The 24,835-nt window shown below is 66.5% G+C and carries 25 protein-coding genes; 7 read left to right on the forward strand and 18 right to left on the reverse strand.

Annotated features, from left to right (window positions below):
* From mreD to ABE546_RS09630, 3 genes are all read right to left on the reverse strand, one after another.
* Nucleotides 1–486 carry a rod shape-determining protein MreD gene (gene mreD / locus ABE546_RS09620; RefSeq protein WP_019186042.1) on the reverse strand — a complete coding sequence of 162 codons (486 nt, stop codon included), beginning with the start codon at nt 484–486 and terminating at the stop codon, nt 1–3.
* On the reverse strand, nt 483–1,550 hold the full coding sequence (mreC, locus tag ABE546_RS09625; RefSeq protein WP_313212996.1) for a rod shape-determining protein MreC: 1,068 nt from the start codon (nt 1,548–1,550) through the stop codon (nt 483–485). The genes mreD and mreC overlap by 4 nt, the downstream gene beginning before the upstream one ends.
* 156 nt (nt 1,551–1,706) lie before the next feature.
* On the reverse strand, nt 1,707–2,753 hold the full coding sequence (locus tag ABE546_RS09630) for a rod shape-determining protein (RefSeq protein ID WP_019186044.1): 1,047 nt from the start codon (nt 2,751–2,753) through the stop codon (nt 1,707–1,709).
* Between the two features lie 275 nt (nt 2,754–3,028).
* On the opposite strand from ABE546_RS09630, the gene ABE546_RS09635 reads away from it, so the two are divergent.
* Nucleotides 3,029–3,967 carry a carbohydrate kinase family protein gene (locus ABE546_RS09635; protein WP_346463486.1) on the forward strand — a complete coding sequence of 313 codons (939 nt, stop codon included), beginning with the start codon at nt 3,029–3,031 and terminating at the stop codon, nt 3,965–3,967.
* A 221-nt stretch (nt 3,968–4,188) separates the two neighbouring features.
* Here ABE546_RS09635 and ABE546_RS09640 read toward each other — a convergent pair whose 3' ends face one another.
* The 3 genes from ABE546_RS09640 to ABE546_RS09650 form a co-directional block, all read right to left on the reverse strand.
* On the reverse strand, nt 4,189–4,809 hold the full coding sequence (locus ABE546_RS09640) for an HAD family hydrolase (RefSeq protein ID WP_313219569.1): 621 nt from the start codon (nt 4,807–4,809) through the stop codon (nt 4,189–4,191).
* Nucleotides 4,797–5,528: a hypothetical protein gene (locus tag ABE546_RS09645; RefSeq protein WP_313212991.1), complete on the reverse strand. Its 732-nt coding sequence runs from the start codon at nt 5,526–5,528 to the stop codon at nt 4,797–4,799. The genes ABE546_RS09640 and ABE546_RS09645 overlap by 13 nt, the downstream gene beginning before the upstream one ends.
* 94 nt (nt 5,529–5,622) lie before the next feature.
* Entirely contained in the window at nt 5,623–6,669 is a 1,047-nt protein-coding gene (locus ABE546_RS09650) for an MBL fold metallo-hydrolase (RefSeq protein ID WP_313219567.1), read from the reverse strand.
* A 132-nt stretch (nt 6,670–6,801) separates the two neighbouring features.
* Between ABE546_RS09650 and ABE546_RS09655 the strand changes: the two genes are divergently transcribed.
* Nucleotides 6,802–7,422, forward strand: coding sequence for a TetR/AcrR family transcriptional regulator (locus tag ABE546_RS09655; protein WP_313219566.1), 621 nt, complete (start codon nt 6,802–6,804; stop codon nt 7,420–7,422).
* A gap of 71 nt (nt 7,423–7,493) precedes the next feature.
* On the opposite strand, the gene ABE546_RS09660 is transcribed toward ABE546_RS09655, so the two are convergent.
* From ABE546_RS09660 to ubiE, 3 genes are all read right to left on the reverse strand, one after another.
* On the reverse strand, nt 7,494–9,434 hold the full coding sequence (locus tag ABE546_RS09660; protein WP_346463488.1) for a M1 family metallopeptidase: 1,941 nt from the start codon (nt 9,432–9,434) through the stop codon (nt 7,494–7,496).
* A gap of 82 nt (nt 9,435–9,516) precedes the next feature.
* On the reverse strand, nt 9,517–10,383 hold the full coding sequence (locus ABE546_RS09665; protein WP_313219564.1) for a GGDEF domain-containing protein: 867 nt from the start codon (nt 10,381–10,383) through the stop codon (nt 9,517–9,519).
* A 68-nt stretch (nt 10,384–10,451) separates the two neighbouring features.
* Nucleotides 10,452–11,213 (reverse strand): bifunctional demethylmenaquinone methyltransferase/2-methoxy-6-polyprenyl-1,4-benzoquinol methylase UbiE, encoded by a 762-nt coding sequence (gene ubiE / locus ABE546_RS09670; protein WP_070471930.1) that lies wholly within the window; start codon nt 11,211–11,213, stop codon nt 10,452–10,454.
* 79 nt (nt 11,214–11,292) lie between these two features.
* Between ubiE and ABE546_RS09675 the strand changes: the two genes are divergently transcribed.
* The 4 genes from ABE546_RS09675 to ABE546_RS09690 all read left to right on the forward strand — a co-directional run bounded on the left by ABE546_RS09675 (nt 11,293) and on the right by ABE546_RS09690 (nt 13,171).
* Nucleotides 11,293–11,745, forward strand: a complete 453-nt coding sequence (locus ABE546_RS09675; RefSeq protein WP_019186053.1) for a nucleoside deaminase — start codon at nt 11,293–11,295, stop codon at nt 11,743–11,745.
* Between the two features lie 256 nt (nt 11,746–12,001).
* Nucleotides 12,002–12,280: a hypothetical protein gene (locus tag ABE546_RS09680; protein ID WP_346463490.1), complete on the forward strand. Its 279-nt coding sequence runs from the start codon at nt 12,002–12,004 to the stop codon at nt 12,278–12,280.
* A gap of 62 nt (nt 12,281–12,342) precedes the next feature.
* Nucleotides 12,343–12,675 carry a hypothetical protein gene (locus tag ABE546_RS09685; RefSeq protein ID WP_313212400.1) on the forward strand — a complete coding sequence of 111 codons (333 nt, stop codon included), beginning with the start codon at nt 12,343–12,345 and terminating at the stop codon, nt 12,673–12,675.
* Between the two features lie 76 nt (nt 12,676–12,751).
* The gene (locus ABE546_RS09690) at nt 12,752–13,171 is read left to right on the forward strand and encodes a low affinity iron permease family protein (RefSeq protein ID WP_313212401.1); all 420 of its coding nucleotides are present in this window, start codon (nt 12,752–12,754) and stop codon (nt 13,169–13,171) included.
* Between the two features lie 42 nt (nt 13,172–13,213).
* On the opposite strand, the gene ABE546_RS09695 is transcribed toward ABE546_RS09690, so the two are convergent.
* The 3 genes from ABE546_RS09695 to smeD are packed head-to-tail and all read right to left on the reverse strand — an operon-like array spanning nt 13,214 to nt 18,944.
* Complete coding sequence (locus ABE546_RS09695) at nt 13,214–14,614, reverse strand: efflux transporter outer membrane subunit (protein WP_346463491.1); 1,401 nt, start codon at nt 14,612–14,614, stop codon at nt 13,214–13,216.
* On the reverse strand, nt 14,607–17,753 hold the full coding sequence (smeE, locus tag ABE546_RS09700) for a multidrug efflux RND transporter permease subunit SmeE (RefSeq protein ID WP_346463493.1): 3,147 nt from the start codon (nt 17,751–17,753) through the stop codon (nt 14,607–14,609). The genes ABE546_RS09695 and smeE overlap by 8 nt, the downstream gene beginning before the upstream one ends.
* Before the next feature lie 12 nt (nt 17,754–17,765).
* Nucleotides 17,766–18,944 carry a multidrug efflux RND transporter periplasmic adaptor subunit SmeD gene (gene smeD / locus ABE546_RS09705; protein ID WP_123730148.1) on the reverse strand — a complete coding sequence of 393 codons (1,179 nt, stop codon included), beginning with the start codon at nt 18,942–18,944 and terminating at the stop codon, nt 17,766–17,768.
* 230 nt (nt 18,945–19,174) lie between these two features.
* Between smeD and ABE546_RS09710 the strand changes: the two genes are divergently transcribed.
* Nucleotides 19,175–19,843 (forward strand): TetR family transcriptional regulator, encoded by a 669-nt coding sequence (locus ABE546_RS09710; RefSeq protein ID WP_313212404.1) that lies wholly within the window; start codon nt 19,175–19,177, stop codon nt 19,841–19,843.
* Nucleotides 19,844–19,904: 61 nt separating this feature from the next.
* Here ABE546_RS09710 and hslU read toward each other — a convergent pair whose 3' ends face one another.
* The 6 genes from hslU to ABE546_RS09740 form a co-directional block, all read right to left on the reverse strand.
* Nucleotides 19,905–21,278 (reverse strand): ATP-dependent protease ATPase subunit HslU, encoded by a 1,374-nt coding sequence (hslU, locus tag ABE546_RS09715; RefSeq protein WP_121039962.1) that lies wholly within the window; start codon nt 21,276–21,278, stop codon nt 19,905–19,907.
* 148 nt (nt 21,279–21,426) lie between these two features.
* A complete protein-coding gene (gene hslV, locus ABE546_RS09720; protein WP_019183676.1) occupies nt 21,427–21,978 on the reverse strand; it encodes an ATP-dependent protease subunit HslV in 552 nt (183 codons plus the stop codon).
* Nucleotides 21,979–22,069: 91 nt separating this feature from the next.
* Entirely contained in the window at nt 22,070–22,960 is an 891-nt protein-coding gene (gene xerC / locus ABE546_RS09725) for a tyrosine recombinase XerC (RefSeq protein WP_313219558.1), read from the reverse strand.
* A gap of 22 nt (nt 22,961–22,982) precedes the next feature.
* The gene (locus ABE546_RS09730) at nt 22,983–23,660 is read right to left on the reverse strand and encodes a DUF484 family protein (protein ID WP_346463495.1); all 678 of its coding nucleotides are present in this window, start codon (nt 23,658–23,660) and stop codon (nt 22,983–22,985) included.
* Nucleotides 23,657–24,511, reverse strand: a complete 855-nt coding sequence (dapF, locus tag ABE546_RS09735; protein ID WP_313212405.1) for a diaminopimelate epimerase — start codon at nt 24,509–24,511, stop codon at nt 23,657–23,659. Before dapF ends, ABE546_RS09730 begins: the two co-directional genes overlap by 4 nt.
* Nucleotides 24,504–24,749: a lipoprotein gene (locus ABE546_RS09740; RefSeq protein WP_019183672.1), complete on the reverse strand. Its 246-nt coding sequence runs from the start codon at nt 24,747–24,749 to the stop codon at nt 24,504–24,506. Before ABE546_RS09740 ends, dapF begins: the two co-directional genes overlap by 8 nt.
* Nucleotides 24,750–24,835: the final 86 nt, after the last annotated feature.

Below are 24,835 nucleotides of genomic sequence, written 5' to 3' on the forward strand. Positions count from 1 at the left end.
TCAGCGCCCGCGTCGCCCGAAGCGCAGCGCGTCCAGCAGCACGAACACCAGCGGCCACAGCGCCATGCCCAGCAGCGGCGCCCACCAGTACGACCACGGGAGGGTCGGCTCGCCGACCACGATGTGCACCACCGCGCTGACGATGCGGTCGTTGAACAGCAGGCCGCCGATCGCCAGGATCTGCTGGGACATCGGGAAGAAGCGGATCCGCGCGCGGAAGCGCTGCAGGATGAAGGTCAGGATCACCAGCCGCAGCGCCTGCTCGCCGAGCACGCCGCCATAGAGCAGATCGGCGATGACGCCGCTGGCGAAGGCGATGCCCAGCCCGACCCGGTCCGGTGTCTCGATCACCCAGTACGCCAGCACCAGTGCCAGCCAATACGGACGCAGCGGCTGCAGCAGCGCCGGCAACGGCAACAGGCCCAGCAGCAGCGCCACGACCAGACTCACCGGCAGCACCCAGGGTTTGTCGCGCAGGCGGCTCATCGTTGTTCCTCCGGCGGCGCGGCGCCGGTTTCGGGCGCGGGCGCAGGCGCGGCTGCGGCACGACGCGGCGTCACCGGTACCGGCGCGGACGGACCGGGCCGGTTGGCCTGCGGTGCATTGGCGGGCGCCGTCGCAGGTGCCGTGGTGGCCGGGGATGAACTCAGCGGCGCCGCAGCCGGGCCACCGGCCTCGCCCGCGTCGCGACGCAGGTTCGGCGGAATGCGGATCGCCTCGCCCGGGCGCAGCAGCAACACGTCGCGACCGCGGTCGAGCTGGGCGGCCGGCTTCAGCTCGCCGACCAGGAAGGCATGCGTGTCATCCGGCCGCAGCGCGGTGATGCTGCCGACCGGGAACCCTGCCGGGAAGCGCCCACCCAGCCCTGAGGTCACGATCTCATCGCCCACTTCCACCCCGGCACTGAGCGGAATGTCGCGCAGCTCCAGGGTGTCGCCGCGACCGTAGACGATCAGACGCACGCCGTTGCGGGCCACGGTAACCGGCACGGCATGGTCGGGGTCGGTGAGCAGCAGCACGGTCGCGCTGTTGCCGGTGGTGGCGATCACCTGGCCCATCAGGCCGCCGGCATCGATCACCGCCTGGCCGACATGCACGCCATCGCGGGTGCCGGCGGCCAGCACGAGCCGCTGGCGCACCGGGTCCAGGTCGATATCCAGGATCGGGGCGAGCTGTACGTCCAGTCCGCTGCGTTCGGCCACGTTGAGCAGCTCGCGCAGCTGGGCGTTGTCCAGCGCGGCGGTCTGCAGGCGGGTCAACCGCGCATTGGCGATCAGCAACTGGTTGCGCAGTTCGCGGTTCTCGGTGACGAGCTGGCCGTGGCTGGCGGCGTTGTCCTTGACCTGCGTGCCCAGGCGCCCCGGCAGGCCGGCCAGCGCCCATACCGGCTGCACCAGCACGTTGGCCTGCGCGCGCAGGCGCGACAGCCAGCCCGCCTGGTCATCGAGCACGATCAAGGTGATGGCCAACGCCAGGTAAGCGAGCAGGCGCAGCGGACTGGCGGCATCGCCCTGGCGGGAGGCTACGGGAGGACCGGCGTAAGGCGGCACAGGCGTCGACTGGAAATAATGTGGATGAAGCGCGCGGAACAAGAGCGCAGCGGGAACAGCATGCGACAACGCCCCGGCGAGGTGACGCCCGGCAAGCGACGCTTGCCGGAGGCATCACGCCGCAGAGGCGCGTCTACGATACACGGCCGGTACGGCTCACTCCGGCGCAAAGAACTCGTTGCCGTGCATGTCCACCAGCTCCAGCGCACGACCACCACCGCGGGCCACGCAGGTCAGCGGGTCATCGGCCACCTGCACGTGCAGGCCGGTTTCCTCGGAGATCAGGCGGTCCATGTCGCGCAGCAGGGCGCCACCACCGGTCAGCACGATGCCGCGCTCGGCGACGTCGGCACACAGTTCCGGCGGGGTCTGCTCCAGCGCCAGCTTGACCGCGCTGACGATGCCCGAGAGCGGCTCATGCAGGGCTTCAAGCACTTCGTTGGAGTTGATCTTGATCATCTTCGGCACGCCCTCGGCGAGGTTGCGGCCGGAGATTTCCATCTCGATCACTTCCGCCTGCGGGTAGGCGCAGCCCAGCTCGACCTTGATCCGCTCGGCGGTCGCTTCACCGATCAGCATGCCGTGGTTGCGGCGCACGTAGTTGGTGATCGATTCGTCGAAGCGGTCGCCGCCGATACGCACGGAGGCCGAGTAGACGATGCCGTTGAGGGAGATCACGGCCACTTCGGTGGTGCCGCCGCCGATGTCGATGACCATCGAGCCGCGCGCCTCGGTGACCGGCATGCCGGCGCCGATCGCAGCGGCCATGGGCTCTTCGATCAGGAACACATCACGCGCACCGGCCTCTTCGGCCGATTCCTTGATCGCGCGGCGCTCGACCTGGGTCGAGCCGGCCGGCACGCAGACCAGCACGCGCGGGCTCGGGCGCAGGAAGCGCGACTTGTGGACCTTCTTGATGAAGTGCTTGAGCATCGCCTCGGTGTAGGTGAAGTCGGCGATGACGCCATCCTTCATCGGGCGGATGGTGGTGATATGACCCGGGGTACGGCCCAGCATCTGCTTGGCCTCGGCGCCCACGGCAGCCACGGAACGGGTACCACCGATGGCACGGTCCTGGCGCACGGCCACGACCGACGGCTCGTTCAGCACGATCCCCTGCCCACGCACGTAGATGAGGGTGTTGGCCGTGCCCAGGTCGATGGACAGGTCATTGGAGAACATGCCACGCAGTTTCTTGAACATCTGGGAGTTGATCCTGAGGGGTGTCGCGCCCAACGCGGGATGGCGAAAAAATGGGCAGAATTCGAGGCCGACAAGCCTAGCAATCCCCCTGTGCGCGAGCAAGGACAAATCTGGCCGAAAGCCAGCCTTCACGGCCATTCAGGCCAATCCGGACAGCCCGGGTTCTGGCCCAAAGCCGCCCTACCCGTTAACCTTTGCGCCGCAGGGCGCCGCAGGGCGCCGTTTCGTTGCCCGCCCAACGGGCCTCAAACCCCCTTCCGCATAGGCCTTACTCGATGTCCGCTTTGATCTGTGGTTCTCTTGCCTTCGACACCATCATGGTGTTCCCGGACCAGTTCAAGAATCACATCCTGCCGGACAAGGTGCACATCCTGAATGTGTCGTTCCTGGTGCCGCGCATGCGTCGTGAATTCGGCGGTTGCGCCGGCAACATCGCCTACAACCTGTACCTGCTGGGTGGCGAGCCGATCCCGATGGGCACGGTGGGTTCGGATTTCGGCCCGTACCGCGAGTACTTCCAGGGCCTGGGCATCGACCTGAGCCGGGTCAAGGTGATCGATGAGCTGTTCACCCCGCAGGCGTTCATCACCACCGATCACGACAACAACCAGATCACCGCCTTCCACCCGGGCGCGATGATGCGGTCCTACGAGAACCACGTGAAAGACGTGCCGGGCGTAACCCTGGGCCTGGTCGGCCCGGATGGGCGCGAGGGCATGATCCAGAACTCGCAGGAATTCTTCGAGGCCGGCGTGCCGTTCATCTTCGACCCGGGCCAGGCCATGCCGCTGTTCAACGGCCCGGAGCTGCGCACCTTCATCGAGCAGGCCGACTACGTCGTCGTCAACGACTACGAGTCCAACCTGCTGCAGGAGCGAACCGGCTGGGATGAACAGGCGATCGTGAGCCGGGTCAAGGCCTACATCACCACCCGTGGCCCCAAGGGCGCGGTCATCCACACCCCGGAAAAGACCTATGACATCCCGCCGGCGCACGAGCGCCGCGTGGTCGATCCGACCGGCTGCGGCGATGCGTTCCGCGCCGGCCTGATCTACGGCATCGAGAAGGGCTACGACTGGCTGACCATCGGCCGCATGGGCAACCTGATGGGCGCGCTGAAGGTCGAGCACCCGGGCACCCAGAACCAGCGCTTCACGTTCGATGAGTTCAATGAGCAGTTCAAGCAGCAGTTTGGTTACGCGTTGAACGTTTGATCGCAGTGCGATCAAACGCGGCCCACGATTCGCCGTAGCGAATCGCGGGTCCCAATTGCATGCCACCTTATCCCCCCGCCTTCGGCGCGCCCCCTTGAACATCACGGGGGCTCTCCCCCAGCCGGGAATCGGGGGGGGGGATGAGGGTAGAGCCAGGCCATGCCTGGCTGCTTTCCGGGTCCACCGCCTGCCGATCATGGGCAGGAACTTGTCCGGCGCGGTCAGGCCGACATCTGGTTGCCTTCCCATGCAGCCAGCACCTGCCCGCAATCGGCCAGGTGCCAGCAGGCCATGCCCGGCCAGGGGTTGTCCGGGGTGTTGACCAGCACGGTGCGGGTGCCGGCGGCACGGCCGCATTCCAGGTCGAAGCGGTAGTCGCCGACCATCACCACCTGGGCAGGATCCACCTGCCAACGCTCAACGAAATAGCGCAGGCCCGCCGGTGACGGTTTGGGCTCGGCTTCGTCGCGGCCGATGATGTCCTCTCGGGCGAACACGTCCCCGACACCGATCGCCTGCAGGGTCACCTCGGCGAGTTCGCGTGCGTTGCGGGTCAGGATGCCCAGCCGGCAGCCCGCGGCGTGCAGCGCGCGGATCAGGGCGACGGCGCCGGGGGCGGGCTGCGCCGCCCCGGCCAGCGCACGTTCGTGTGCGAGCAACCACGCATGCTTGGCCGCGGCCTCCTCGGCCGGCAGCGCCGCCAGATGGGTGAGGATGTCGTCGTCCGGGGGAATCGCAAGGTCACGTTTGATGCGCTGGAAATCGTGCACCGCCACGGTCAGCGTACCGTCCATGTCGAACACCCAGTGACGGATCGCCGGCAGGCCGCTCACTTCCACCACTGCGGCATGCGGCTGGCATCCACACCACCGGTTTCGAACACGGCCGTGCGCGTACCACCGGCCTTGACCGGGAACTCGATGCTGATCACCTTGGCCTTGCGCGCCAGGTTCCACAGCGCTTTCTGGTCGGTGATGAACATCGCGATCGCTTCATCGGTATCCGGGCGCCAGGCGGCCATGGACACCGGCTTGCCATCGTCGACGGTCACCTTGACCTGGCACTTCGGGCAGCGGAAATCGCCGGCCTGCAGCACGAGGTACGCATGGCGCTTCCATTCGGGATGATCGCGGAACACGAGCTGCACCGGCTTGGCACCGCTGCCATCCACGTCCACGCGCTCCTTGCTGTAGATCTGCGCCGAGGACTGGATGCCCTTGGTGCCCACCGGGATCTGGTTGTACTGCCACAGGGCCTGCAGACGGCGCGTCTCGCGCGCGGCCTCGGCCTTGGCCTTGACCTCGGCATAGCCCGGTTCGATCCGGGCGGCGACGTCGGTGTCCTTGTACTGGTCCAGCAGCGAGCCACCGTGGATGCGGGCACGCTCCCAATCCTGCGCGGCGACCGCCATGTCGTACTGCTTGGCTACGCCTTCGGCCTTTTCTTCCTGCTGCGCCTTGGCGGCAGCCGCGGCGGCTTCCTGCGCCTGGCGCTCGGCCTCGGGGTTGCTGCAGGCCGCCAGCGCGAAGGCGCAGGCCGCTACCAGGATCAGTCGTTTCATTGCGTGCTCCGTGTTGGACGATGACGCGCCGGGCGCCTGAGCCTACTTTATCGCCAAGCGCGTCGTGCCGGTGCGGAGCCGCACGGTGCCGATCTCACTTCGTTGTCGGCTGTCCTTCGCGCCACCACTGGGTCGACGGTGCCGGCCTGCGGATATCCAGGCGTTCGCCCATGTGCGGCGCGGTCAGCGCCACGTCCTGTTCCTGCGCCAGCGCGGTGATGCGTTCGAACGGTTCGGTCCACGGATGCAACGCGAGGTCGAAGGTACCGTTGTGGATCGGCATCATTACCTTGCCACGCACGTCCAGATGCGCCTGCAGGCTCTGTTCGGGCTGCATGTGCACATCCGGCCACTGCGCATCGTAGGCACCGGTCTCGATCATGGTCAGGTCGAACGGGCCGTAGCGCTCGCCGATGCGGGCAAAGCCGTCGAAGTAGCCGGTGTCGCCGCTGAAGAAGATCCGGGTACGCCCGGTGTCGATCACCCACGACGCCCACAGCGTGCGGTTGCCGTCGGCGAGGGTGCGGCCGGAGAAGTGCTGGGCCGGGGTCGCGACGATTTTCAGGCCCTCCACGCGGGTGTCCTGCCACCAGTCCAGCTGCACGACCTTCGCGGCCGGTACGCCCCACCCGATCAGGCGGTCGCCAACGCCGAGCGCGGTGACGAAGTGCTGCACCTTGGGCGCGAGCGCGAGGATGGCATCGTGGTCGAGGTGATCGTAGTGGTCGTGGGAGATGATCACGCCGGTGATGGGCGGCAGTTCGTCGATGGTGAGCGGCGGCGCATGGAAGCGCTTGGGGCCCATGAACGACATCGGCGAGGCACGTTCGGCGAAGACCGGGTCGGTCAGCCAGAAATGGCCGTCCAGCTTCATCAGCATCGTCGAGTGACCCAGTCGCCACAGGCTGTCGTCGGGCGCGTCGAGCAGGGCCTGGCGGCTCAGCGCCTGCACCGGAATCGGGGCCAGCGGAGTGGCGTCGGCGGGCTTTTCGAACAGCATTTTCCACATCACGCCCAGCGTGCCGACGAAGCCCAGCGCGCTCTTGCCTGCGGGATTGTGGAAGTGCCCGTCGCCGAATTGCGGCGACTGGTCATAGGCGGCCGCCGGGCGGGCACCGCAGGTCAACAGGCCAATGGACATGGCGATCAACACCGTCAGAAGGAGGAGGAATCGAGGCAGGCGACGTTTCATGCGGGGCTTGCCCTGGAAAGTACACCGGCGAGTTTACTTGCCTTTTCCGAAAAGTAAACTGAACGGTGTAAAATAATCCGCATGAGCGCCCCCGACCGTCCCAGCCGCCTCACCGACCGTAAACGCGAGGCCATCCTCCGCGCCGCGGTGGCAGAGTTCCGCGAATTCGGCTTTGCCGGCACCAGCATGGATCGCATCGCGGCCACGGCCGAGGTGTCCAAGCGCACCGTGTACAACCACTTCGCCAGCAAGGACGAGTTGTTCACCGCCATCCTGTGGCAGCTGTTCGAGGCCAGCCAGGCGCTGGCTGTCGTGCCCTACGACCCGGCACGGCCGCTGCGCGATCAACTGTTGCTGTTCGCGGCGCGCAAGATGCACCTGCTCGACGACCCAGGCTTCATCGATCTGTCCCGGGTCGCGATGGCCGAACTGGTCCATGCCCCCGAGCGCGCGCGCGCGATGATGGACAAGCTGGCCGAGAAGGAAGAAGGCCTGACCGGCTGGATCCGCGCGGCCCAGGCCGATGGCCGGCTGCGCACGGACATGCCGCCGGCCGACGCCGCGCACCAGTTGCAGGCGATGCTCAAGGCCTTTGCGTTCTGGCCGCAGATCACCTTCGGCCAGCCACCGCTCACGCCGGCACAGCAGCAGCAGGTGATGCACGACTGCGTGGACATGTTCCTGGCGGTCCGCGCGGTGTGAGCGCCGGCGCCCAGGCATAAAAAAACGGCGGGTTTCCCCGCCGTTTTTCGTTCAACCGATGCGTCTGGCGATTACGGCTTGGCCGTGCCCGCCTCGGCCTTGTCCAGCATGTCCTGCACCGAGCCCGTGGTGATCGGGTGGTAGCCCGGCTTGGCCTTGGCGAAGGCGGCCTTGGCGAAGGCCAGGCCTTCCGGTGTCTTCACCAGTTCGGCGTAGATCGGCATGATCAGCTTGCGACGGCCGACGCGCTCGATGAACGCACCGGCGGCTTCGTTCGCTTCGCTGTAGCCGCTGCGGATCGTCAACGGATACCAGCGCATCGCGATCTCGCCGTTGGCGGTACCGGTGAAGTGGTAGGCCTTGTCCAGCGCGGCCAGCTTCTCCACCGGCAGGGTCTTGCCCAGGCCGTCGATGAAGTGCACCCATTCCTGGGTGCCCCACTCGCCGGTGATCTGCGCGTTGGGCAGCGTGTTGCTGCCCTGCCAGGCGATGCGGGCGGTATCGACGATGGAGAAGTTGCGCGAGCGGGCCTTGGTCGCGAACGACGGAATGCCCGGCTCGTCCAGCCATGCCTTCAGCTCGGCGTCGCTGACGGCGCCGGGCTTCTTGGACAGCAGGTTCTTCTTCAGGTACTCGACGAACTGGTCGGTGTTCGCGCTCTGGAAGGCATGGTCATCGAACCAGCCCCGCAGGAACGGATCGAAGGTTTCGCGGCCGAAGCGCTGTTCCAGGAACTGCAGGAACCAGGCGCCCTTGACGTAGGCGACCTGGCTCAATGCCTCGTCCGGGTCACGCTCGCTCAGCGGCGGCAGGGCGAGGGCCTGGTCGGCCGCGCTCATGTCCTTCACTTCGGCGAGCAGATCGTTCTGGTCGATCTCGCGCTCCATCTCGGCCATTTCCTGGCCGTACAGCGCCTCGGTGATGCGGCCCTGCACGTAGGTGGTGAAGCCCTCGTTGAGCCAGATGTCCTTCCAGCTGGCGTTGGTCACCAGGTTGCCCGACCAGCTGTGTGCCAGTTCGTGGGCCACCAGCGAGACCAGCGACTTGTCGCCGACGATCACGGTCGGGGTAGCGAAGGTCAGGCGCGGGTTTTCCATGCCACCGAACGGGAACGACGGCGGCAGCACCAGCATGTCGTAGCGGCCCCAACGGTATTCGCCGTAGAGCTTCTCGGCAGCGCCGATCATCTTATCGGTGTCTTCGAACTCCTTGGCGGCCTTGCCGACCATGGTCGGTTCGGCCCACACGCCGGAGCGGCCGGAGATCGGCTCGAACACCAGGTCGCCGGCGGCGATGGCCAGCAGGTAGGACGGGATCGGCTGCGGCATCTTGAAGGTGTAATCACCATCACGCGCGGCCTTGGGATCGTTGTCGGCGCTCATCAGCACCATCACGTCCGGGCGCGAGGTGACATGCGCGCTGTAGGTGAAGCGCACGCTCGGCGTGTCCTGCAGCGGCACCCAGGAACGGGCGTGGATGGCCTGGGACTGGCTGAACATGAAGGGCAGCTTCTTGCCCTCGGTCATCGACGGCTCCAGCCACTGCAGGCCCGAGGCGGTCGGTGCGGTGTGATAGGTGATCACGACCTTGGCCGGCTGATCCGGCGTCTCGATGCTCAGCTTGCTGCCGAACACCTTGTCGGCCGGTGCCAGCACGAACGGCAGCGGTGCAGCCTTGCCGTCGGCGGCGATCGCCTCGACCTTCTCCACGGTCAGCTCGCGGGTGTCCAGCACCAGCTGCTTGGCGGCCTTGTCCTTCCACTCCAGCGTGTAGGTCGCGGTGCCGCCGATCTGCTTGCTGTCGAAATCCAGCTTCAGGTCCAGCGCGATGTCCTTGACGACGACCTTGTCCGGCTCGGCGTACGAACTTTCATCGTGGCTGCGGCTGTCGGCTTTCATGGCAGTGCTCGCCGGGGCGGTGGCAGTGGGATCGACGGTCGGAGCCGCCGGTTCTTTGGAACAGCCGGACGCCAGGGCGACGGCCAGGGGAATCAACAGGAACGGAGATCGCATGAACGGGACCGATCAGGGTGAAACGACCAGTTTACCCCCTGTCCCCGACGCCCGCGCAGGCCATGCGTGGCGGTTCGCGCATTCAGTCCTCGGCGCGCAACAGGCGCCCGCCCCCGGCGTACTTGGCCCGGTACATCGCCGCATCGGCACGCCGGTAGGCCTCGCGCAGGTCATCGCCGGGGCGATACGCGGCCGCGCCGGCGCTGGCGCGTACCGGCGGGTCGCCGGCACGCGCGGGCGCGGCCAGCTGCGCCAGCCAACGCGTCACCCGCTCGCCGGCCTCGTTGGCATCGGCGTGTACGGCCAGCAGGAACTCATCGCCGCCCCAGCGCCCGATCCAGTCCGGGCCGCGCAGCCACTGTCGCGCGGTCTCCACCAGCCGCACCAGCACCTGGTCGCCGGCCAGATGGCCGTGGGCGTCGTTGATCGGCTTGAGGTTGTCCAGATCGACCACGAACAGGGTCAGCGGACGGGCCTTCTCGCTGGCCCAGGCGGCGGAATCGGCCAGCGCCTGCTCGCAGCCGCGCCGGTTCAGGGCCTGGGTGAGCGGATCGAGCAGCACACTGCGACGCAGGTCACGCAGGCCGGCGTCCACGCCATGCAGGTTGCGGTTGATGCTGCGCAGCAGCCGGCCGATCTCATCGTGGCCCAGATCGGGCAGATGCGGCAGGCGCTGCTCGTCGTAGTAGGCCTCCAGCGCATCGGCGGCCTGGCGCAGCGGCGCCATCAGGCGGTACAGCGCCATCATCGCGATCGCCGTGCCGAGCAGCGTGGCCAGCAGGACCACGCCGACCACGGTCCACATCACGCCGCGCGCGTAATGGCCGGTGGCGGCCATCCACACCAGCAGGACCAGCAGCGGCACGTGCAGGCCAAGGAAGACCACCGCCATCAGCTTGGCGGTGAACGAGCGGGGAAACACACGGGCAAGCCCGCGGTACAGACGCATGGCAGGCCCTCTTCGACAGCCTGCCTGCAGTGTGGCCGAGCTCCCTCAGCGGGAACCGGACCTCTGTCTCAAAGTTTGTAGCCGGAGTGAATCGAAACGATGCCGCCGGTCAGGTTCTTGTAATGGCAGCGCTCGAAACCGGCCTCGGCCATCATGGTTTTGAGCTGCTCCTGCGGCGGATGCTTGCGGATGCTCTCGGCCAGGTACTGGTAGCTGTCGCCATCACGCGCGAACAGCTGGCCCAGCTTGGGCAGGATCTTGAACGAGTGGAAATCGTAGATCGGCTTGAACCAGTCGGCGGTGACTTCCGAGAACTCCAGCACGCGCGCCTGGCCGCCCACCTTGAGCACGCGATGCATCTCGCGCAGGCCGGCTTCCTTGTCGGTGACGTTGCGCAGCCCGAAGGCGATCGTGACCAGATCGAAGCTCGCATCCGGGAACGGTAGCGCCTCGGCGTTGCACTGCACGTAGTTCAGGCCCGCGACCAGGCCGCGGTTGGTCAGCCGGTCACGGCCGACGGAGAGCATGCCGGCGTTGATATCGCCCAGCACCACTTCACCCTCGTCACCCACCCGCTCCTTGATCAGCGCGGCGATATCGCCGGTACCGCCGGCCAGATCCAGCACGCGGTCGCCCGGCTTCACCTGCGCGGTGGCCACGTAGTAGCGCTTCCACGCCCGGTGGATGCCCAGGCTCATCAGATCGTTCATCAGGTCGTAGCTGCGCGCGACCGAGGTGAACACTTCGCCCACCAGCTTCTGCTTGTCCTTCGCAGCGACATCGCGGAAGCCGAAATGGGTGGTGCCAGTCTTGTAGGGGGATTCGCTCATGGGGACGATTATCGCACCGCCGGCGCCGTTGCGGCAGGCCGCCCACTATCATGGGGGCCTTCACGTTCCTGGATTGCGCATGATCACCACCCCCGACTACGCCGCCCTGCTCGAAACCGCCATCGCCGAAGCCCGCCAGGGCCTGGCCGAAGGCGGCATCCCGATCGGCGCCGCGCTGTACCACAACGACGGCCGCCTGCTCGGCTGCGGCCACAACCGCCGCGTCCAGGAAGGCGACCCCTCGGTGCACGGCGAAACCGATGCCTTCCGCAAGGCCGGCCGCCAGCGCCGCTACCAGGACACCATCATGGTCACCACCCTGGCCCCGTGCTGGTACTGCAGCGGGCTGGTGCGCCAGTTCAACATCGGCACCGTGGTGGTGGGCGAGTCGGTCACCTTCCAAGGCGGCATCGAGTGGCTGCGCGAGAATGGGGTCAAGGTGATCGACATGCAGAGCCAGGCATGCATCGACCTGCTTGGCGGCTTCATCAGCGCCCATCCCGAGGTCTGGAACGAAGACATCGGCGAATAAGAAACACCACCGTTCCGCGCGGATGCGCGCGGAACCTGCCAGCGTGATGCCAATACGCAGCGCGCGGGTGCTGCAACGTTCTGAATGCTTCAGTGAGCAAGGCGGTGCGCAAGGCCCTGTGCCATGGGTGTATGCACGTGACACCGTCACGCGCCGCACACCGCCGTGGGACATCGCGAACACGCCGCACTAACAACCGCGCTGCATGAACGTCTTAAGGTGGTTGCACAGGGGGCACCATCGTCGAGGAGACGTCATGCATGCCCAAACCAGCCGCACCTCCTCCGTCGAACCTGCGTTGATGGACGCGTGGGAAAGACTGCAGGTGCACTACGCACGCCACCAAAACGCCGCGCCTTTCTGGGATGCCTACCAGGCCATCCAGGAAGAGTTGACGCGGTCCCATCCTCATTATCGCGTCGCCGTCTGCAACCGGCTGGCGACGCTGGCCGAACGCCTGGGCGTGGTCCACCACGCGCATCTGCTGGGCGAACAACGGGGCGAACGCCGCCACACCGGCTCCACATCGCCATGACATCACATGCACCGCGCCCTACGCCATCATCCAGATTCCCTTCTTCCCATATTGAAGTGACCATGTCCTCCGCCCAGATCTCCATCCCTGCCGTCATCGATGTCGACGCCGAAGTCAGCTACTGGCGCCAGCGTCACGCCGACGGCAACCTCGGGACGGGCTCATTCGGCCATTACGTGCCGTGGATCAAATTCGCCTGCGATTCGCTGATCACGCAACCGCGTGCCAGTGATGAGGAGCGCGATGAAATGTTCCAGACTCATTACGCGCTGCAGATCATGCCGCGCCTGTCCGAAGACCAGGCCCGTCAGTTCGTTGACCAGTGCTGGGAACACGTTTACCTCGCCGGTCGCCAGGACCAGGCATCGCGCCCGCGGCTGCATGCCCGCGTCTGACCTGCGCCGGCTGCACAGCGCCTGCACGGCGCCCCACCAATGATGCAGGCACCTCGGCTCCCACCTGTCGTGCCTCATGAAACTGCGCAGTCTCTTCAATCTTGTCGCCAAGAAGGCGTCCTATGCGGCAGGAACGCCGTGGACCTTCCTGGCGGCGGTGACGATCGTGGTCATCTGGGCCTTGAGCGGCCCGATCTTCCGGTTCAACGACACCTGGCAGCTGGTGATCAACACCGGCACCACCATCATCACCTTCCTGATGGTGTTCCTGATCCAGCACAGCCAGAACGCGGATACCGCTGCGATCCAGATCAAGCTCGATGAGCTGATCCGCGCGACGAAAGAGGCCAACAACGAACTGCTCGATCTCGAAGAGCTGGACGAAGAGCGCCTGGAAGAAATCCGCCGCGAATACGAACGGATGGCCCGCGAAGCAGGCAGCGCATTGGATCGCGCGCGCCGCTGCCACGGCGATGGCCGGGCAGACGATCCCTGAGCGGCGCAGGTGCGGCAACGTGGCCGCACCCGCGTGGATCATTCACCCGCGCTCGTGCCAACCGCCGCCGAGCACCTTGTACAACGCGACCTGATTGGATTGCCGGGCCAGCTGCGTGCTGACCAGCGACTGCCGTGCGGTGTACGCCGTACGGCGTGCATCCAGCAGGGTCAGGAAGCTGTCCAGGCCGGCGTCATAGCGTGCCTGCGACAACCGCTGCGCCTGCTCCGCCGCCGCCACCAGCGCCTGCTGCGACGACAACTGCGCATCCAGACTCTCGTTGAGCGCCAGTGCATCGGCCGCCTCGCGGAAACCGACCTGGATCGCCTTCTCATACTGCGCCAGTGCGATATCGCGATCCGCCGTGGCCATGCCCAGATTGGCGCGCAGCTTGCCGCCCTGGAAGATGGGCAGGGTGAGCTTGGGAATGAAGCTCCACACGCGCGTGCCGCCGTCGAACAGCCCCGACAGCTCCGACGAGGCCGACCCGATGTTGCCGGTCAGGCTGATCGACGGGAAGAACGCCGCGCGCGCCGCACCGATGTTGGCGTTGGCCGAGAGCAACACGTGCTCGGCCGCCATCACGTCCGGCCGCTGCAGAAGCACATCGCCCGGCATCCCGGCCGGCAGCGGCCGCACGCTGGCGACCTCGGTCACCTCCGCCTGCGGCAGCAGCGAGGCATCGATCGGCCCACCGGCCAGCAGCACCAGCGCGTTGCGATCCTGCGCGACCTGCCCGGCAAAGCGCGCCACATCGGTGCGCGCGGTTTCCACCAGGGTACGGGTCTGGCTCAGTTCCAGCGCCGAGGCGCCACCGAGCTGACGGCGGGCCTCGGTCAGGCGCAGCGAATCCTCATAGGTCGCCAACGTCGCCTGCGCGATCCGCAGCTGCTCGCTGTCCGCGCCCAGGGTCAGCCACGCATTGGCCACCTCGGCCACCAGCGACAGCTGCGCACTGCGGCGGTTGGCCGCTTCGGCGAAGTACTGCTGCAGCGCCGCCTGGCTGAGGTTGCGCACGCGGCCGAACAGATCCAGTTCGAACTCGACCACGCCGAGGTTGGCACTGAACTGCTCGGTCACCGGGGCATCGCCGCCACTGCGGGTCATCTGCCCCTGCACACCGACCGCCGGCACGCGGTCAGCGCGCTGGATGCGGTACTGCGCCCGGGCACGCTCGACATTGAGCACGGCCACGCGCAGGTCGCGGTTGTTCTCCAGGGCGTGGGTGATCACCGTCTGCAGGCGCGGATCGACGAAGAAATCGCGCCAGCCGATGTCGGCCACCTCCATCGGTGCGGTGGTCACCGCCCCTGCGGTGGCCGTGCCCGGCCACTGCGCGGGAATCGCCGGGGCGACTTCGGTGCTGCGCGGCTCCAGCGTCGAGCAGCCGGACAGCACCAGGCTCACGGCCAGCGCCAGGCTGGCCATCAAGGGCTTACGCATCGGAACCTCCGGCGTTCTTGCCGTACTTCTTGCGATTGAACACGCGCTGCACCACCACGAAGAACAGCGGGATGAAGAACACACCCAGCACCGTGCCGACCAGCATGCCGCCGAGCACGCCGGTACCGATGGCCTGCTGTGCACCGGAACCGGCACCAGAGGCGATCGCCAGCGGCAGCACGCCCAGGCCGAAGGCCAGCGAAGTCATGATGATCGGGCGCAGACGGTCACGCACGGCGTGCATCGTCGCCTCGATCAGGCCGGCGCCCTTCTCCAGGTTTTCCTTGGCGAACTCCACGATCAGGATCGCGTTCTTACTGGTCAGACCGACCGTGGTCAGCATCGCCACCTGGAAGTAGATATCGCGCTCCATGCCACGCATGGTGTTGGCCAGCACCGCGCCGAGGATACCCAGCGGGGCCACCAGCAGCACCGAGGTCGGCACGCTCCAGCTTTCATACAGCGCGGCCAGGCACAGGAACACGATCAGCAGCGACAGCGTGTACAGCAGCGGCGTCTGCGAACCGGCCTGGCGCTCCTGGTAGGACAGCGCGGTCCACTCGATGTCGAAACCGGCCGGCAACTGCTTGGCGAGCTTCTCCACTTCGTTCATCGCATCGCCCGAGGCCACGCCCGGGGCCGGCTCACCCTGGATTTCCATGGCGGACACACCGTTGTAGCGCTCCAGGCGCGGCGAACCGTAGTCCCAGCGCTGGCTGGCGAAGGCCGAGAACGGCACCATCTCACCGGCCGCGTTCTTGACCGACCACAGGTTGAAGTCTTCCGGGTTCATGCGGAACGGCGCATCGGACTGCACGTACACGCGCTTGACCCGGCCACGGTCGATGAAGTCATCGATGTAGCTGCTGCCCCAGGCCGCAGCGAGCGTGGTGTTGACCGCCTCCAGCGACAGGCCCAGCGCACTGGCCTTGCCGACGTCGATGTCGATGCGCAGCTGCGGGGTGTCTTCCTGGCCGTTGGGGCGCACGTTGGCCAGCAGCTTGCTCTGCCCGGCCATGCCGAGCAGCTGGTTGCGTGCGTCCAGCAGCGCCTGGTGACCAGCACCGCTGGTGTCCTTCAGGAAGAAGGTGTAACCCGAGCCGATACCCAGTTCCGGCATTGCCGGCGGCGGGAAGGCGAAGATGAAGGCATCCTTGATCCCGCCCAGCGCCGCCATCGCGCGACCGGTCACCGGCATCGCGCCCTGATCGGCATCACGGTCCTTCCAGTCCTTGAGCTTGACGAAGGCCATGCCCGCGTTCTGGCCCATGCCGGCGAAGCTGAAGCCCTGCACCGAGAAGATCGACTCGATCGCGTCGGCCTCGTTCTCCATGAAGTGCTTTTCAAGCTTGTCGATCGATTCCAGGGTGCGTTCCTGGGTGGCGCCGACCGGGGTCTGCACCAGCGCCATCAGGATGCCCTGGTCTTCATTGGGCAGGAACGAGCTGGGCAGGCGCATGAACAGCAGGCCCATCACCAGCGCGAGCGCAGCGAACACGCCCATGAAGCGCCACGGACGGCCAAGAATGCCGCGCACGCCACGCTGATAGCCATTGCTGGAACGGTCGAAACCCCGGTTGAACGCGTTGAAGAAACGCCCCGACCAGCCCTTGTGGGCCACGTGGTGCTCGCCCTTCTTGAGCGGCTTGAGCATGGTGGCGCACAGCGCCGGGGTCAGCACGATCGCGACCAGCACCGACAGGGCCATCGCCGAGACGATCGTGGCCGAGAACTGGCGGTAGATGACGCCGGTGGCCCCGCTCATGAAGGCCATCGGCACGAACACCGCCGACAGCACCAGGCCGATGCCGACCAGCGCGCCGGTGATCTGGCTCATCGATTTGCGCGTGGCTTCCAGCGGCGAGAGTCCTTCCTCGGACATGATCCGCTCGACGTTCTCCACCACCACGATCGCGTCATCGACCAACAGGCCGATCGCCAGCACCATCGCGAACATGGTCAGCATGTTCACCGAGAAGCCCAGCGCGGCGAGGATGCCGAACGTGCCCAACAGCACCACCGGCACCGCGATCGTGGGGATCAGGGTCGCGCGGAAGTTCTGCAGGAACAGGTACATCACCAGGAACACCAGCACGATGGCTTCGATCAGGGTCTTGATGACGCCCTTGATCGAGACCTGCACGAACGGCGTGGTGTCATACGGCACCACCGCCTTCAGGCCGGCCGGGAAGTTCGGCTCCATCTCATCCAGCGCCGCACGCACGCCATTGGCGGTGTCCAGCGCATTGGCGCCGGTCGCCAGCGTGATCGCGATACCCGACGACGGCTTGCCGTTGTAACGGGTCACGAAGTCGTACGACTCCGCACCCAGCTCGACGCGGGCAACATCGGACAGGCGCAGTTCGGCACCGTCCTGCGCGCTGCGCACGATGATGTTGCGGAACTGCTCCGGGGTCTGCAGGCGGTCCTGTGCGTTGATGGTCGCGTTGAGCTGCTGGCCTTTGATCGACGGCGCGCCGCCGAGCTGGCCGATGGCGACCTGCGCGTTCTGCGCGGTGATCGCGGCGATCACTTCGGCAGTGGACAACTTGTAGGTGTGCAGCTTGTTGGGGTCCAGCCAGATACGCATGGCGTACTTGCCACCGAACACCTGGATGTTGCCCACGCCTGGCACGCGGCTCAGCGGATCGACGATGTTGGAGCCGACGTAATCGGAGATGTCGTTGGCATCCATGCTGCCGTCTTCAGAGACGAAGCCGAGCACCTGCAGGAAGCCACTGCTCGACTTCGCGACGTTGATGCCCTGGCGCTGCACTTCCTGCGGCAGCAGCGGCATGGCCAGCTGCAGCTTGTTCTGCACCTGCACCTGCGCGATATCCGGGTTGGTCCCGCTCTCGAAGGTGAGGGTGATGGTCGCCTGGCCGTTGGCCGAGCTGTTGGACGAGAAGTAGATCAGGCCATCCAGGCCTTTCATGTTCTGCTCGATGATCTGCGTCACCGAGTCCTCGACCACCTTGGCCGATGCACCCGGGTAGCTGGCGCTGATCTCGACGGCCGGCGGTGCCACTTCCGGGTACATCGACACCGGCAGCTTGAGCACCGCCAGGCCGCCGGCGAGCATGATGATGATCGCAATCACCCACGCGAAGATGGGGCGATCAATGAAGAAACGTGCCATGGAATTCTCCGGTTACTGCTGGGCGGCGGGAGCCGCCGGCGCGGCGGCCGGCTTGGCCGGGGCCGCGCCCATTTCGGTGGCCTGCACGGGCATGCCCGGCTGGATCTTCTGCAGGCCTTCGACGATGACCTTGTCACCCGCCTTCAGCCCGTCTTCGACCAGCCACTTGTCGCCGAGCGAACGGCTGACCTTGACCTGCCGCACTTCGACCTTGTCGTCCTTGCCGACCACCATGGCGCTGGTATCGCCCTTGGGATCGCGGGCGATGCCCTGCATCGGCACCAGGATCGCGTTGTCGCGCACACCGCTGCCGACCTGGGCGCGCACGTACATGCCCGGCATCAGCACCTGGTCCGGGTTCTCGACCTTGACCCGCAGCGCGTAGCTGCCGGTGGTCGGATCCACGCTGACTTCGGAGAATTCCAGGGTGCCCTTGTGATCGAACTCGGTGCCGTCATCGAGCAGGATCGTCACCGGCAGGGTCTGGTTGTCCTGCAGGCGGCCGCTGGCCAGTTCGCGGCGCAGCTGCAGCAGCTCACTGGCGGACTGGGTCAGGTCGACATAGATCGGGTTCAACTGCTGCACGGTGGCCAGCGCTTCGGCCTGGCCGGCGCTGACCAGCGCGCCCTGGGTCACCGAGGACTTGCCGATGCGGCCGCTGATCGGCGCGGTGATGCGCGCATAACCCAGCGTCACGTTGGCCGCGTCCAGCGAGGCACGCGCGGCGCCGACATCGGCTTCGGCCTGCTTCAGCGCGGCGATCGCGTTTTCGTTGTCCTGGGTGCTGACCGCCTCGACCTTGGCCAGCTCGCCGATGCGCTTGGCGCTCAGGCGTGCGGCATTGGCGGTGGCTTCGGCGCGCGCCAGCTGGGCACGGGCGCTGTTGGCCTGGGCGCGATAGCTGGCGTCATCGAGCTGATACAGCGGCTGCCCGGCAGTGACCAGGCCGCCTTCGGTGAACAACCGCTTGGCCACGATGCCGTTGACCTGCGGGCGCACTTCGGCCACCAGGAAGGCATTGGTGCGGCCCGGCAGCTCGCGGGTCAGCCCGACCTGCTCTGCTTTCAGGGTGGCCACGGTCACCTGGCCGGGGCCGCCCTGCGGACCCTCCTGCTCACCACCGCCACAGGCGGACACGGTCAGGGCGATCGCGAGGGACAGCGCGAGAAGACGGTACGGGGTTCTGGACATGGCGGTAGGGGCTCGCAGACGGAAAAGGGGCGCCTGCAGCCCAACTTCCGATAAAAGCGAAGAATGACGACAAACAGGCAGCAAATGACGGCAAATATCCGAAACGAGACCCGCCGGCGTGCGCAGGCAGTCCTCGCTGAGGATCAGTGGGGCGCAAATATACATACATGCATGTTTGTTTGTAAAGCGGTACAATTCAGGCCGGTTTCATCCAGCAACTGCACAGCGCAATGGCCAGAAAAACCAAAGAAGAGGCGCAGGCCACCCGCGAGGGCATCCTCGATGCGGCCCAGGTCTGTTTCCATGAATACGGGGTCGCCGGCACCAGCCTGGCGATGATCGGGGCGCGCGCCGGATTCACCCGCGGCGCGGTGTACTGGCATTTCAAGAACAAGACCGAAGTGCTGACCGCGATGATCGATCGCGAGCGCGTCCCGTTCATCGAGCGGCTGCGACGCACCACCTCGGCCAAGCGCACTACACCGATCCTGGACCTGCGCTCGGCACTGCTGGTCTCCTTCCGGGAGCTGGCCGAAGACGAACGCCTGCGCAACATGATGGAAATCATGCTGCGCAATGATCTGTCGGTGGAAAGCCAGGCGATGCAGGTGCTGCAGCTGGAGGCATCGCGCGAGGAGCTGGGTATCTTCGCGGCCGCGTTCCAGCGCGCGCGCGAGTTGGGGCAGCTGCGCGAGGGGGTGGACGTGGACACGGTGGCACGCATCGTGAGCACCAGCCTGACCGGGGTGCTGTATAGCGCGATGCTGGAACCGGAGCTGTTCGAGATCCAGCGCGATGGCGCGCAGACGCTGGATGCGATCCTCAGCGCATTCGTGCAGCCGGGTGTATTCACCCCGGGCGCACCCCCGACCGCCCTGCCAACCGACGACGACGCCTGAGAAAAAAAACGGCGACACCGAAGTGCCGCCGTTCTTCCTACCACCCGATCGTTGCGTGCCGTTACAGGATGTAGCGGCTCAAGTCCGGATCCTGCACCAGCTCACCCAGGTGCGCGTCGACGTAGGCCTGGTCGATGCTGATGGTCTCGCCATCGCGGTCCGGGGCTTCATAGCTCAGCGTATCCAGCAAGCGCTCCAGCACCGTGTGCAGGCGGCGCGCGCCGATGTTTTCCTGGCGCTCGTTCACCTGGAAGGCGATCTCGGCCAAGCGGTCCACCGCATCGACCGTGAACTTCATCGAGACGCCTTCAGTCTGCAGCAGCGCTTCGTACTGCTTGGTCAGCGCGGCCTTCGGCTCGGTCAGGATGCGCACGAAGTCCTGCTTGCTCAGCGCGCCCAGTTCCACGCGGATCGGGAAACGACCCTGCAGTTCCGGGATCAGATCGCTGGGCTTGGCCAGGTGGAACGCACCGGAGGCGATGAACAGGATGTGGTCGGTCTTGATGGTGCCGTACTTGGTGGACACATTGGAGCCTTCCACCAGCGGCAGCAGATCGCGCTGGACGCCTTCGCGCGACACATCGCCACCACCGACGTTGTCACCGCGCTTGGCGACCTTGTCGATCTCATCGATGAACACGATGCCGTGCTGCTCGCAGGCTTCGATCGCCGCGCTGCGGATATCGTCTTCGTTGACCAGCTTGCCGGCCTCTTCCTCGATCAGCAGCGGACGCGCGGCCTTGATCGACAGCGTGCGCTTCTGCGCCTTCGCACCGCCCATGCTGGAGAACATCTGGCGCAGCTGCTGCCCCATTTCCTCCATGCCTGGCGGGGTCATGATGTCCATGCTGACATTGGCCGAGACTTCCAGTTCGATCTCGCGCTCGTCCAGTTCACCGTTGCGCAGCATGCGGCGGAACTTGATGCGGGTCTCGTTGTCCTGCGCGGAGGGCTCGTTGCGCGCGGCCTCGGCATCGAAGCCGATACCGGTGCTGCGGCGCGGCAGCAGTGCATCCAGGATGCGGTCTTCGGCGCGCTCTTCGGCCTGGGTGCGCACGCGGACCTTGGCCTGCTCGCGATACAGCTTGACCGCGGTGTCGGCCAGGTCGCGGATGATCTGCTCCACGTCCTTGCCGACATAGCCGACCTCGGTAAACCGGGTGGCTTCAACCTTGACGAACGGCGCATTGGCCAGCGTGGCCAGGCGACGCGCGATCTCGGTCTTGCCGACGCCGGTCGGGCCGATCATCAGGATGTTCTTGGGCATGACTTCGTTGCGCAGCTCGGCCGGCAGCTGCATGCGGCGCCAGCGGTTGCGCAGCGCGATGGCGACCGCGCGCTTGGCGTCGTGCTGGCCGACGATGTGCCGGTCCAGTTCCTGCACGATCTCGCGCGGGGTCATGGTGGCGGAAGAAACTTCAATCTTGTGCGGCATGGGTGTGCTCACGAGGATATGGGGTGGAATGACGTATCACCGGCCTGCCTGGCAGCGACGTAACGCTGATGTAGAGCCACGCCATGCGTGGCTGACCGGATACCGCAGCCACGCATGGCGTGGCGCTACCGAGCGTTGACCCTCCGGGTCAAAGCTCTTCGACCACCACGTTGCGATTGGTGTAGATGCAGATGTCACCGGCGATGTTGATCGACTCGGTGGCGATCGTGCGGGCATCCAGTTCGGTATGTGCCATCAGCGCGCGGGCGGCAGACAGGGCATAGGAGCCACCGGAACCGATCGCGATGATGCCGTCTTCCGGCTCGATCACATCACCGGTGCCGCTGATGATCAGCGAGGTGTCCTTGTCGGCGACGGCGAGCAGCGCTTCGAGCTTGCCCAGGCGGCGCTCGGTGCGCCAATCCTTGGCCAGTTCCACTGCAGCACGCTGCAGCTGACCGTGCTTTTCCAGCTTGGCCTCGAACAGCTCGAACAGGGTGAAGGCATCGGCGGCAGCGCCGGCGAAACCGGCCAGCACCTGGCCCTCCCGGCCCAGACGGCGCACCTTGCGGGCGTTGCCCTTCATCACCGTGTGGCCAAGGGTGACCTGGCCATCGCCGGCGACGGCGACATGCCCGTTGCGCCGCACCGAGATGATGGTGGTGGCATGAAATACGTTGGGGTTCTGACTGGGGTCCATGGAGCCTCCGGGGTGACAAAGACTGAGGTGGGGTCTCTGCCCGACGCTTCAACCCGCCCCGCCCTGCGCCCGGATGCCGCAGCGGATCGATTCAGCTTTCGTTGCCGCTCTTGCGCCGCTTGGCACGCGGGTGCGCAGCGTCGTAGACCTTGGCCAGATGCTGGAAATCCAGATGGGTATAGATCTGTGTGGTGGCGATATCGGCATGCCCAAGCAGCTCCTGCACACCGCGCAGATCACCGGAGGACTCCAGGATGTGGCTGGCGAAGCTGTGCCGCAGCATATGCGGGTGCACGTGCTTGAACAGGCCCTGGCGCTGGGCGAGCTGGCGGATGCGGATCTGCACGGCGCGCTGGGTGATGGGCCCGCCCTTGCGCCCGGGAAATACCGGTGCGGTTGCCGCGCCGCCGCTGTCGGCGCGCCAGCCCTGCAGCGCGGTGCGTGCATGCGAACCGAACGGCACGCGGCGTTCGCGGTTGCCTTTGCCCAGCACGTTGACCAGGCCGGTATCGAAATCCAGGTCGCGCCAGATCAGCGCGCACAGCTCGCTCAGGCGCAGTCCCGAGGAATAGAAAAGTTCCAGCAGCGCGCGGTCACGCAGGCCGAGCGGTGCGTCGGTGGGCAGTTCCACCAGCTGCACGGCTTCATCGGCGTCGAGCACCTGCGGCAGTTTGCGTGGTGCCTTGGGTGCTTTCAGGCCGGTCGCGGGATTGGCCTCGATGCGATGGTGCTTGAGCAACCAGGCATAAAAACTGCGGCAGGCAGAGAGTCGGCGCTGCAGCGACGTCGGTGACAGCCCACGGCGGTGTTCGGCAGCAATGAACTGGCGCAGCTGCGCACTGTCGAGCGTGTCGATCACCGCACCCTGCCCCTCAGCCCACGCCGCGAGTGCGTCCAGGTCGCGACGGTAGGCATCCAGCGTGTGCGCCGACATGCGGCGCTCCACCTGCAGGTGCGACAGGAAGTCCTGCGCGGTACTCACGGCGACTCCGCTCAACGGGCAGTCAGGGGGACGGGAAACGCTGCAGCGCAACGACCAGCGATTCACCCATCATGCGCAGGAACAGCGTGCCCATGCCCGGGTAGAACCGATTGCCGTCATGGCTGCCGACCGCGATCAGGCCGACACCCGGCAGCGGCAGCAGCGCGCTGGACTGCACTTCCTCGGCGCGCCCGGCGTACAGCACGGTGCTCTTTTCCGGCTGCAGGCGGCCGCAGATCGGTTCGCCGTCCTTGAGGCAATCGCGGAACACACCCAGCAGCGGGCTGCTCTCCTCGATCACCTGCAGCCACGGCGCCTGTTCCAGCCCGGAAACCGGATGCAGCACGATCAGCCGCACCAGATCCCCGGCGAAATCCTCTTCCAGCGAGGCGGCCATCGCCCGCAGGGTGTCCGCCGCCGAGTCCTGTTTCATCAGTGCCAGGGTCAGCTGGTGCGTGCGCACGGCCAAGCGCTCGTTGATCTGTGCGTTGGCGGCCAGATCGGCCAGCCGTCGCGACAGCTCACGGTTCTTGTCGCGCAGCACCTCCAGCTGGTAGCTGGCCAGTGACGCGGTGGGGCCGTCATCGCGCGGCACCACCAGGGTCAGGGCCAGATCCGGGAACTGCTTCAGGAAGGTCGGATGCCGACGCAGCCAGGCGGCTACTTCGTGCGACCCGATTTTCTCGGCGGTCTCGCTCATGCGTTCCACTCCCCATCAAAGACGAAGGCTGCGGGTCCGGACATCACGATCTGTGCATCATCGGCCGGCCAGCGGATGCGCAGGTCACCGCCGGGCAGCGACATCGTGGCATCGCGCTGCAGGCGACCGCGCTGCATCATCACCACGGCCGCAGCGCAGGCGCCACTGCCGCAGGCCAGGGTTTCGCCGGCGCCACGCTCATACACGCGCAGGCGCGCGTGCTGCGGGCCGAGCACCTGCACGAAACCGACGTTGACCGATTTCGGGAACGAGGCGTGCTGCTGCAGCAACGGGCCCAGGCGCTCGACCGGGGCGGCATCGACCAGGCCCACTTCGATCACGGCATGCGGGTTGCCCATCGAGACCGCGCCGAAGCGCACCGTGTCGCCCTGCAGCGGCAGCAGGTATTCCTCGCGGGCGCGGGCGAAGCCGATCAGCGGCACGTTCTCCGGCTCGAAACGCGGCACGCCCATGGCCACCGCGTACTGGTCTTCGCCCAGGCGTTCGACTGCATGGGTAGTGACCGGGCTATCGATCGCGAAGGTGCTGCCGGTAGCCGCGCCATCACGCACCAGCCAGGCCGCCACGCAGCGCGCACCGTTGCCACATTGCTCGGAACGGCTGCCATCGGCATTCCAGATCCGATACGAGGCGACCGAGCCTTCCGCCTTGGGCGGCTCGATGGTCAGGATCTGGTCGCACCCCACGCCGGTGTGGCGATCGGCCAGCCGCGCGGCCAGCGCAGCATCCGGCGGTGCGCTGCCATCGCGCAGGTCCAACACCACGAAATCATTGCCGGCGCCATGCATCTTGGTGAAGCGCAGCGCCGCGGACGTGTTCGACTTACTCATTCCCGTCATTGGCCTTCAGCGCCGGCGCTTCAACGGGATCGGGAACCACCGGGGAATCGGTATCGGCATCGGCGGCCGGCGGCGTGGCGTCGTCGGCGGCCGGTTCAACCAGCTGTTCTTCGACCGGGACCGGCTTCTGCGGCAGGACCAGCGGGCCCTTGTTGCCACAGGCCGACAGCACCAGCAGCGCCGAGGCGGCCAGCGTCAGGGAGATGAGGGTACGGGGGGATGTCTTCATCCTCCGAGTATAGCCGCGGTGTTTGAGCGCTTGGGTGCCGGCTGGATGAACGGGCAGCGCTAAAAATCACGCCCTTGGAGGCACCC

Origin of the sequence: Stenotrophomonas sp. TWI377, assembly GCF_039674525.1 — a bacterium.
GTDB lineage: Bacteria > Pseudomonadota > Gammaproteobacteria > Xanthomonadales > Xanthomonadaceae > Stenotrophomonas.

Coding starts and splice junctions, on each gene's coding strand:
- ABE546_RS09655 (WP_313219566.1), top strand. CDS start 6,802: ATGAGCGCCCCCGACCGTCCCAGCCGCCTCACCGACCGTAAACGCGAG.
- ABE546_RS09650 (WP_313219567.1), bottom strand. CDS start 6,669: ATGTCCATTGGCCTGTTGACCTGCGGTGCCCGCCCGGCGGCCGCCTAT.
- ABE546_RS09730 (WP_346463495.1), bottom strand. CDS start 23,660: ATGAGCGAGACCGCCGAGAAAATCGGGTCGCACGAAGTAGCCGCCTGG.
- ABE546_RS09695 (WP_346463491.1), bottom strand. CDS start 14,614: ATGCGTAAGCCCTTGATGGCCAGCCTGGCGCTGGCCGTGAGCCTGGTG.
- ABE546_RS09630 (WP_019186044.1), bottom strand. CDS start 2,753: ATGTTCAAGAAACTGCGTGGCATGTTCTCCAATGACCTGTCCATCGAC.
- ABE546_RS09660 (WP_346463488.1), bottom strand. CDS start 9,434: ATGCGATCTCCGTTCCTGTTGATTCCCCTGGCCGTCGCCCTGGCGTCC.
- ABE546_RS09645 (WP_313212991.1), bottom strand. CDS start 5,528: ATGAAACGACTGATCCTGGTAGCGGCCTGCGCCTTCGCGCTGGCGGCC.
- smeD (WP_123730148.1), bottom strand. CDS start 18,944: ATGTCCAGAACCCCGTACCGTCTTCTCGCGCTGTCCCTCGCGATCGCC.
- hslU (WP_121039962.1), bottom strand. CDS start 21,278: ATGCCGCACAAGATTGAAGTTTCTTCCGCCACCATGACCCCGCGCGAG.
- ABE546_RS09690 (WP_313212401.1), top strand. CDS start 12,752: ATGAAACTGCGCAGTCTCTTCAATCTTGTCGCCAAGAAGGCGTCCTAT.
- ABE546_RS09635 (WP_346463486.1), top strand. CDS start 3,029: ATGTCCGCTTTGATCTGTGGTTCTCTTGCCTTCGACACCATCATGGTG.
- ABE546_RS09675 (WP_019186053.1), top strand. CDS start 11,293: ATGATCACCACCCCCGACTACGCCGCCCTGCTCGAAACCGCCATCGCC.
- mreD (WP_019186042.1), bottom strand. CDS start 486: ATGAGCCGCCTGCGCGACAAACCCTGGGTGCTGCCGGTGAGTCTGGTC.
- smeE (WP_346463493.1), bottom strand. CDS start 17,753: ATGGCACGTTTCTTCATTGATCGCCCCATCTTCGCGTGGGTGATTGCG.
- ABE546_RS09665 (WP_313219564.1), bottom strand. CDS start 10,383: ATGCGTCTGTACCGCGGGCTTGCCCGTGTGTTTCCCCGCTCGTTCACC.
- hslV (WP_019183676.1), bottom strand. CDS start 21,978: ATGGACCCCAGTCAGAACCCCAACGTATTTCATGCCACCACCATCATC.
- ABE546_RS09740 (WP_019183672.1), bottom strand. CDS start 24,749: ATGAAGACATCCCCCCGTACCCTCATCTCCCTGACGCTGGCCGCCTCG.
- dapF (WP_313212405.1), bottom strand. CDS start 24,511: ATGAGTAAGTCGAACACGTCCGCGGCGCTGCGCTTCACCAAGATGCAT.
- ABE546_RS09685 (WP_313212400.1), top strand. CDS start 12,343: ATGTCCTCCGCCCAGATCTCCATCCCTGCCGTCATCGATGTCGACGCC.
- ubiE (WP_070471930.1), bottom strand. CDS start 11,213: ATGAGCGAATCCCCCTACAAGACTGGCACCACCCATTTCGGCTTCCGC.
- ABE546_RS09680 (WP_346463490.1), top strand. CDS start 12,002: ATGCATGCCCAAACCAGCCGCACCTCCTCCGTCGAACCTGCGTTGATG.
- ABE546_RS09710 (WP_313212404.1), top strand. CDS start 19,175: ATGGCCAGAAAAACCAAAGAAGAGGCGCAGGCCACCCGCGAGGGCATC.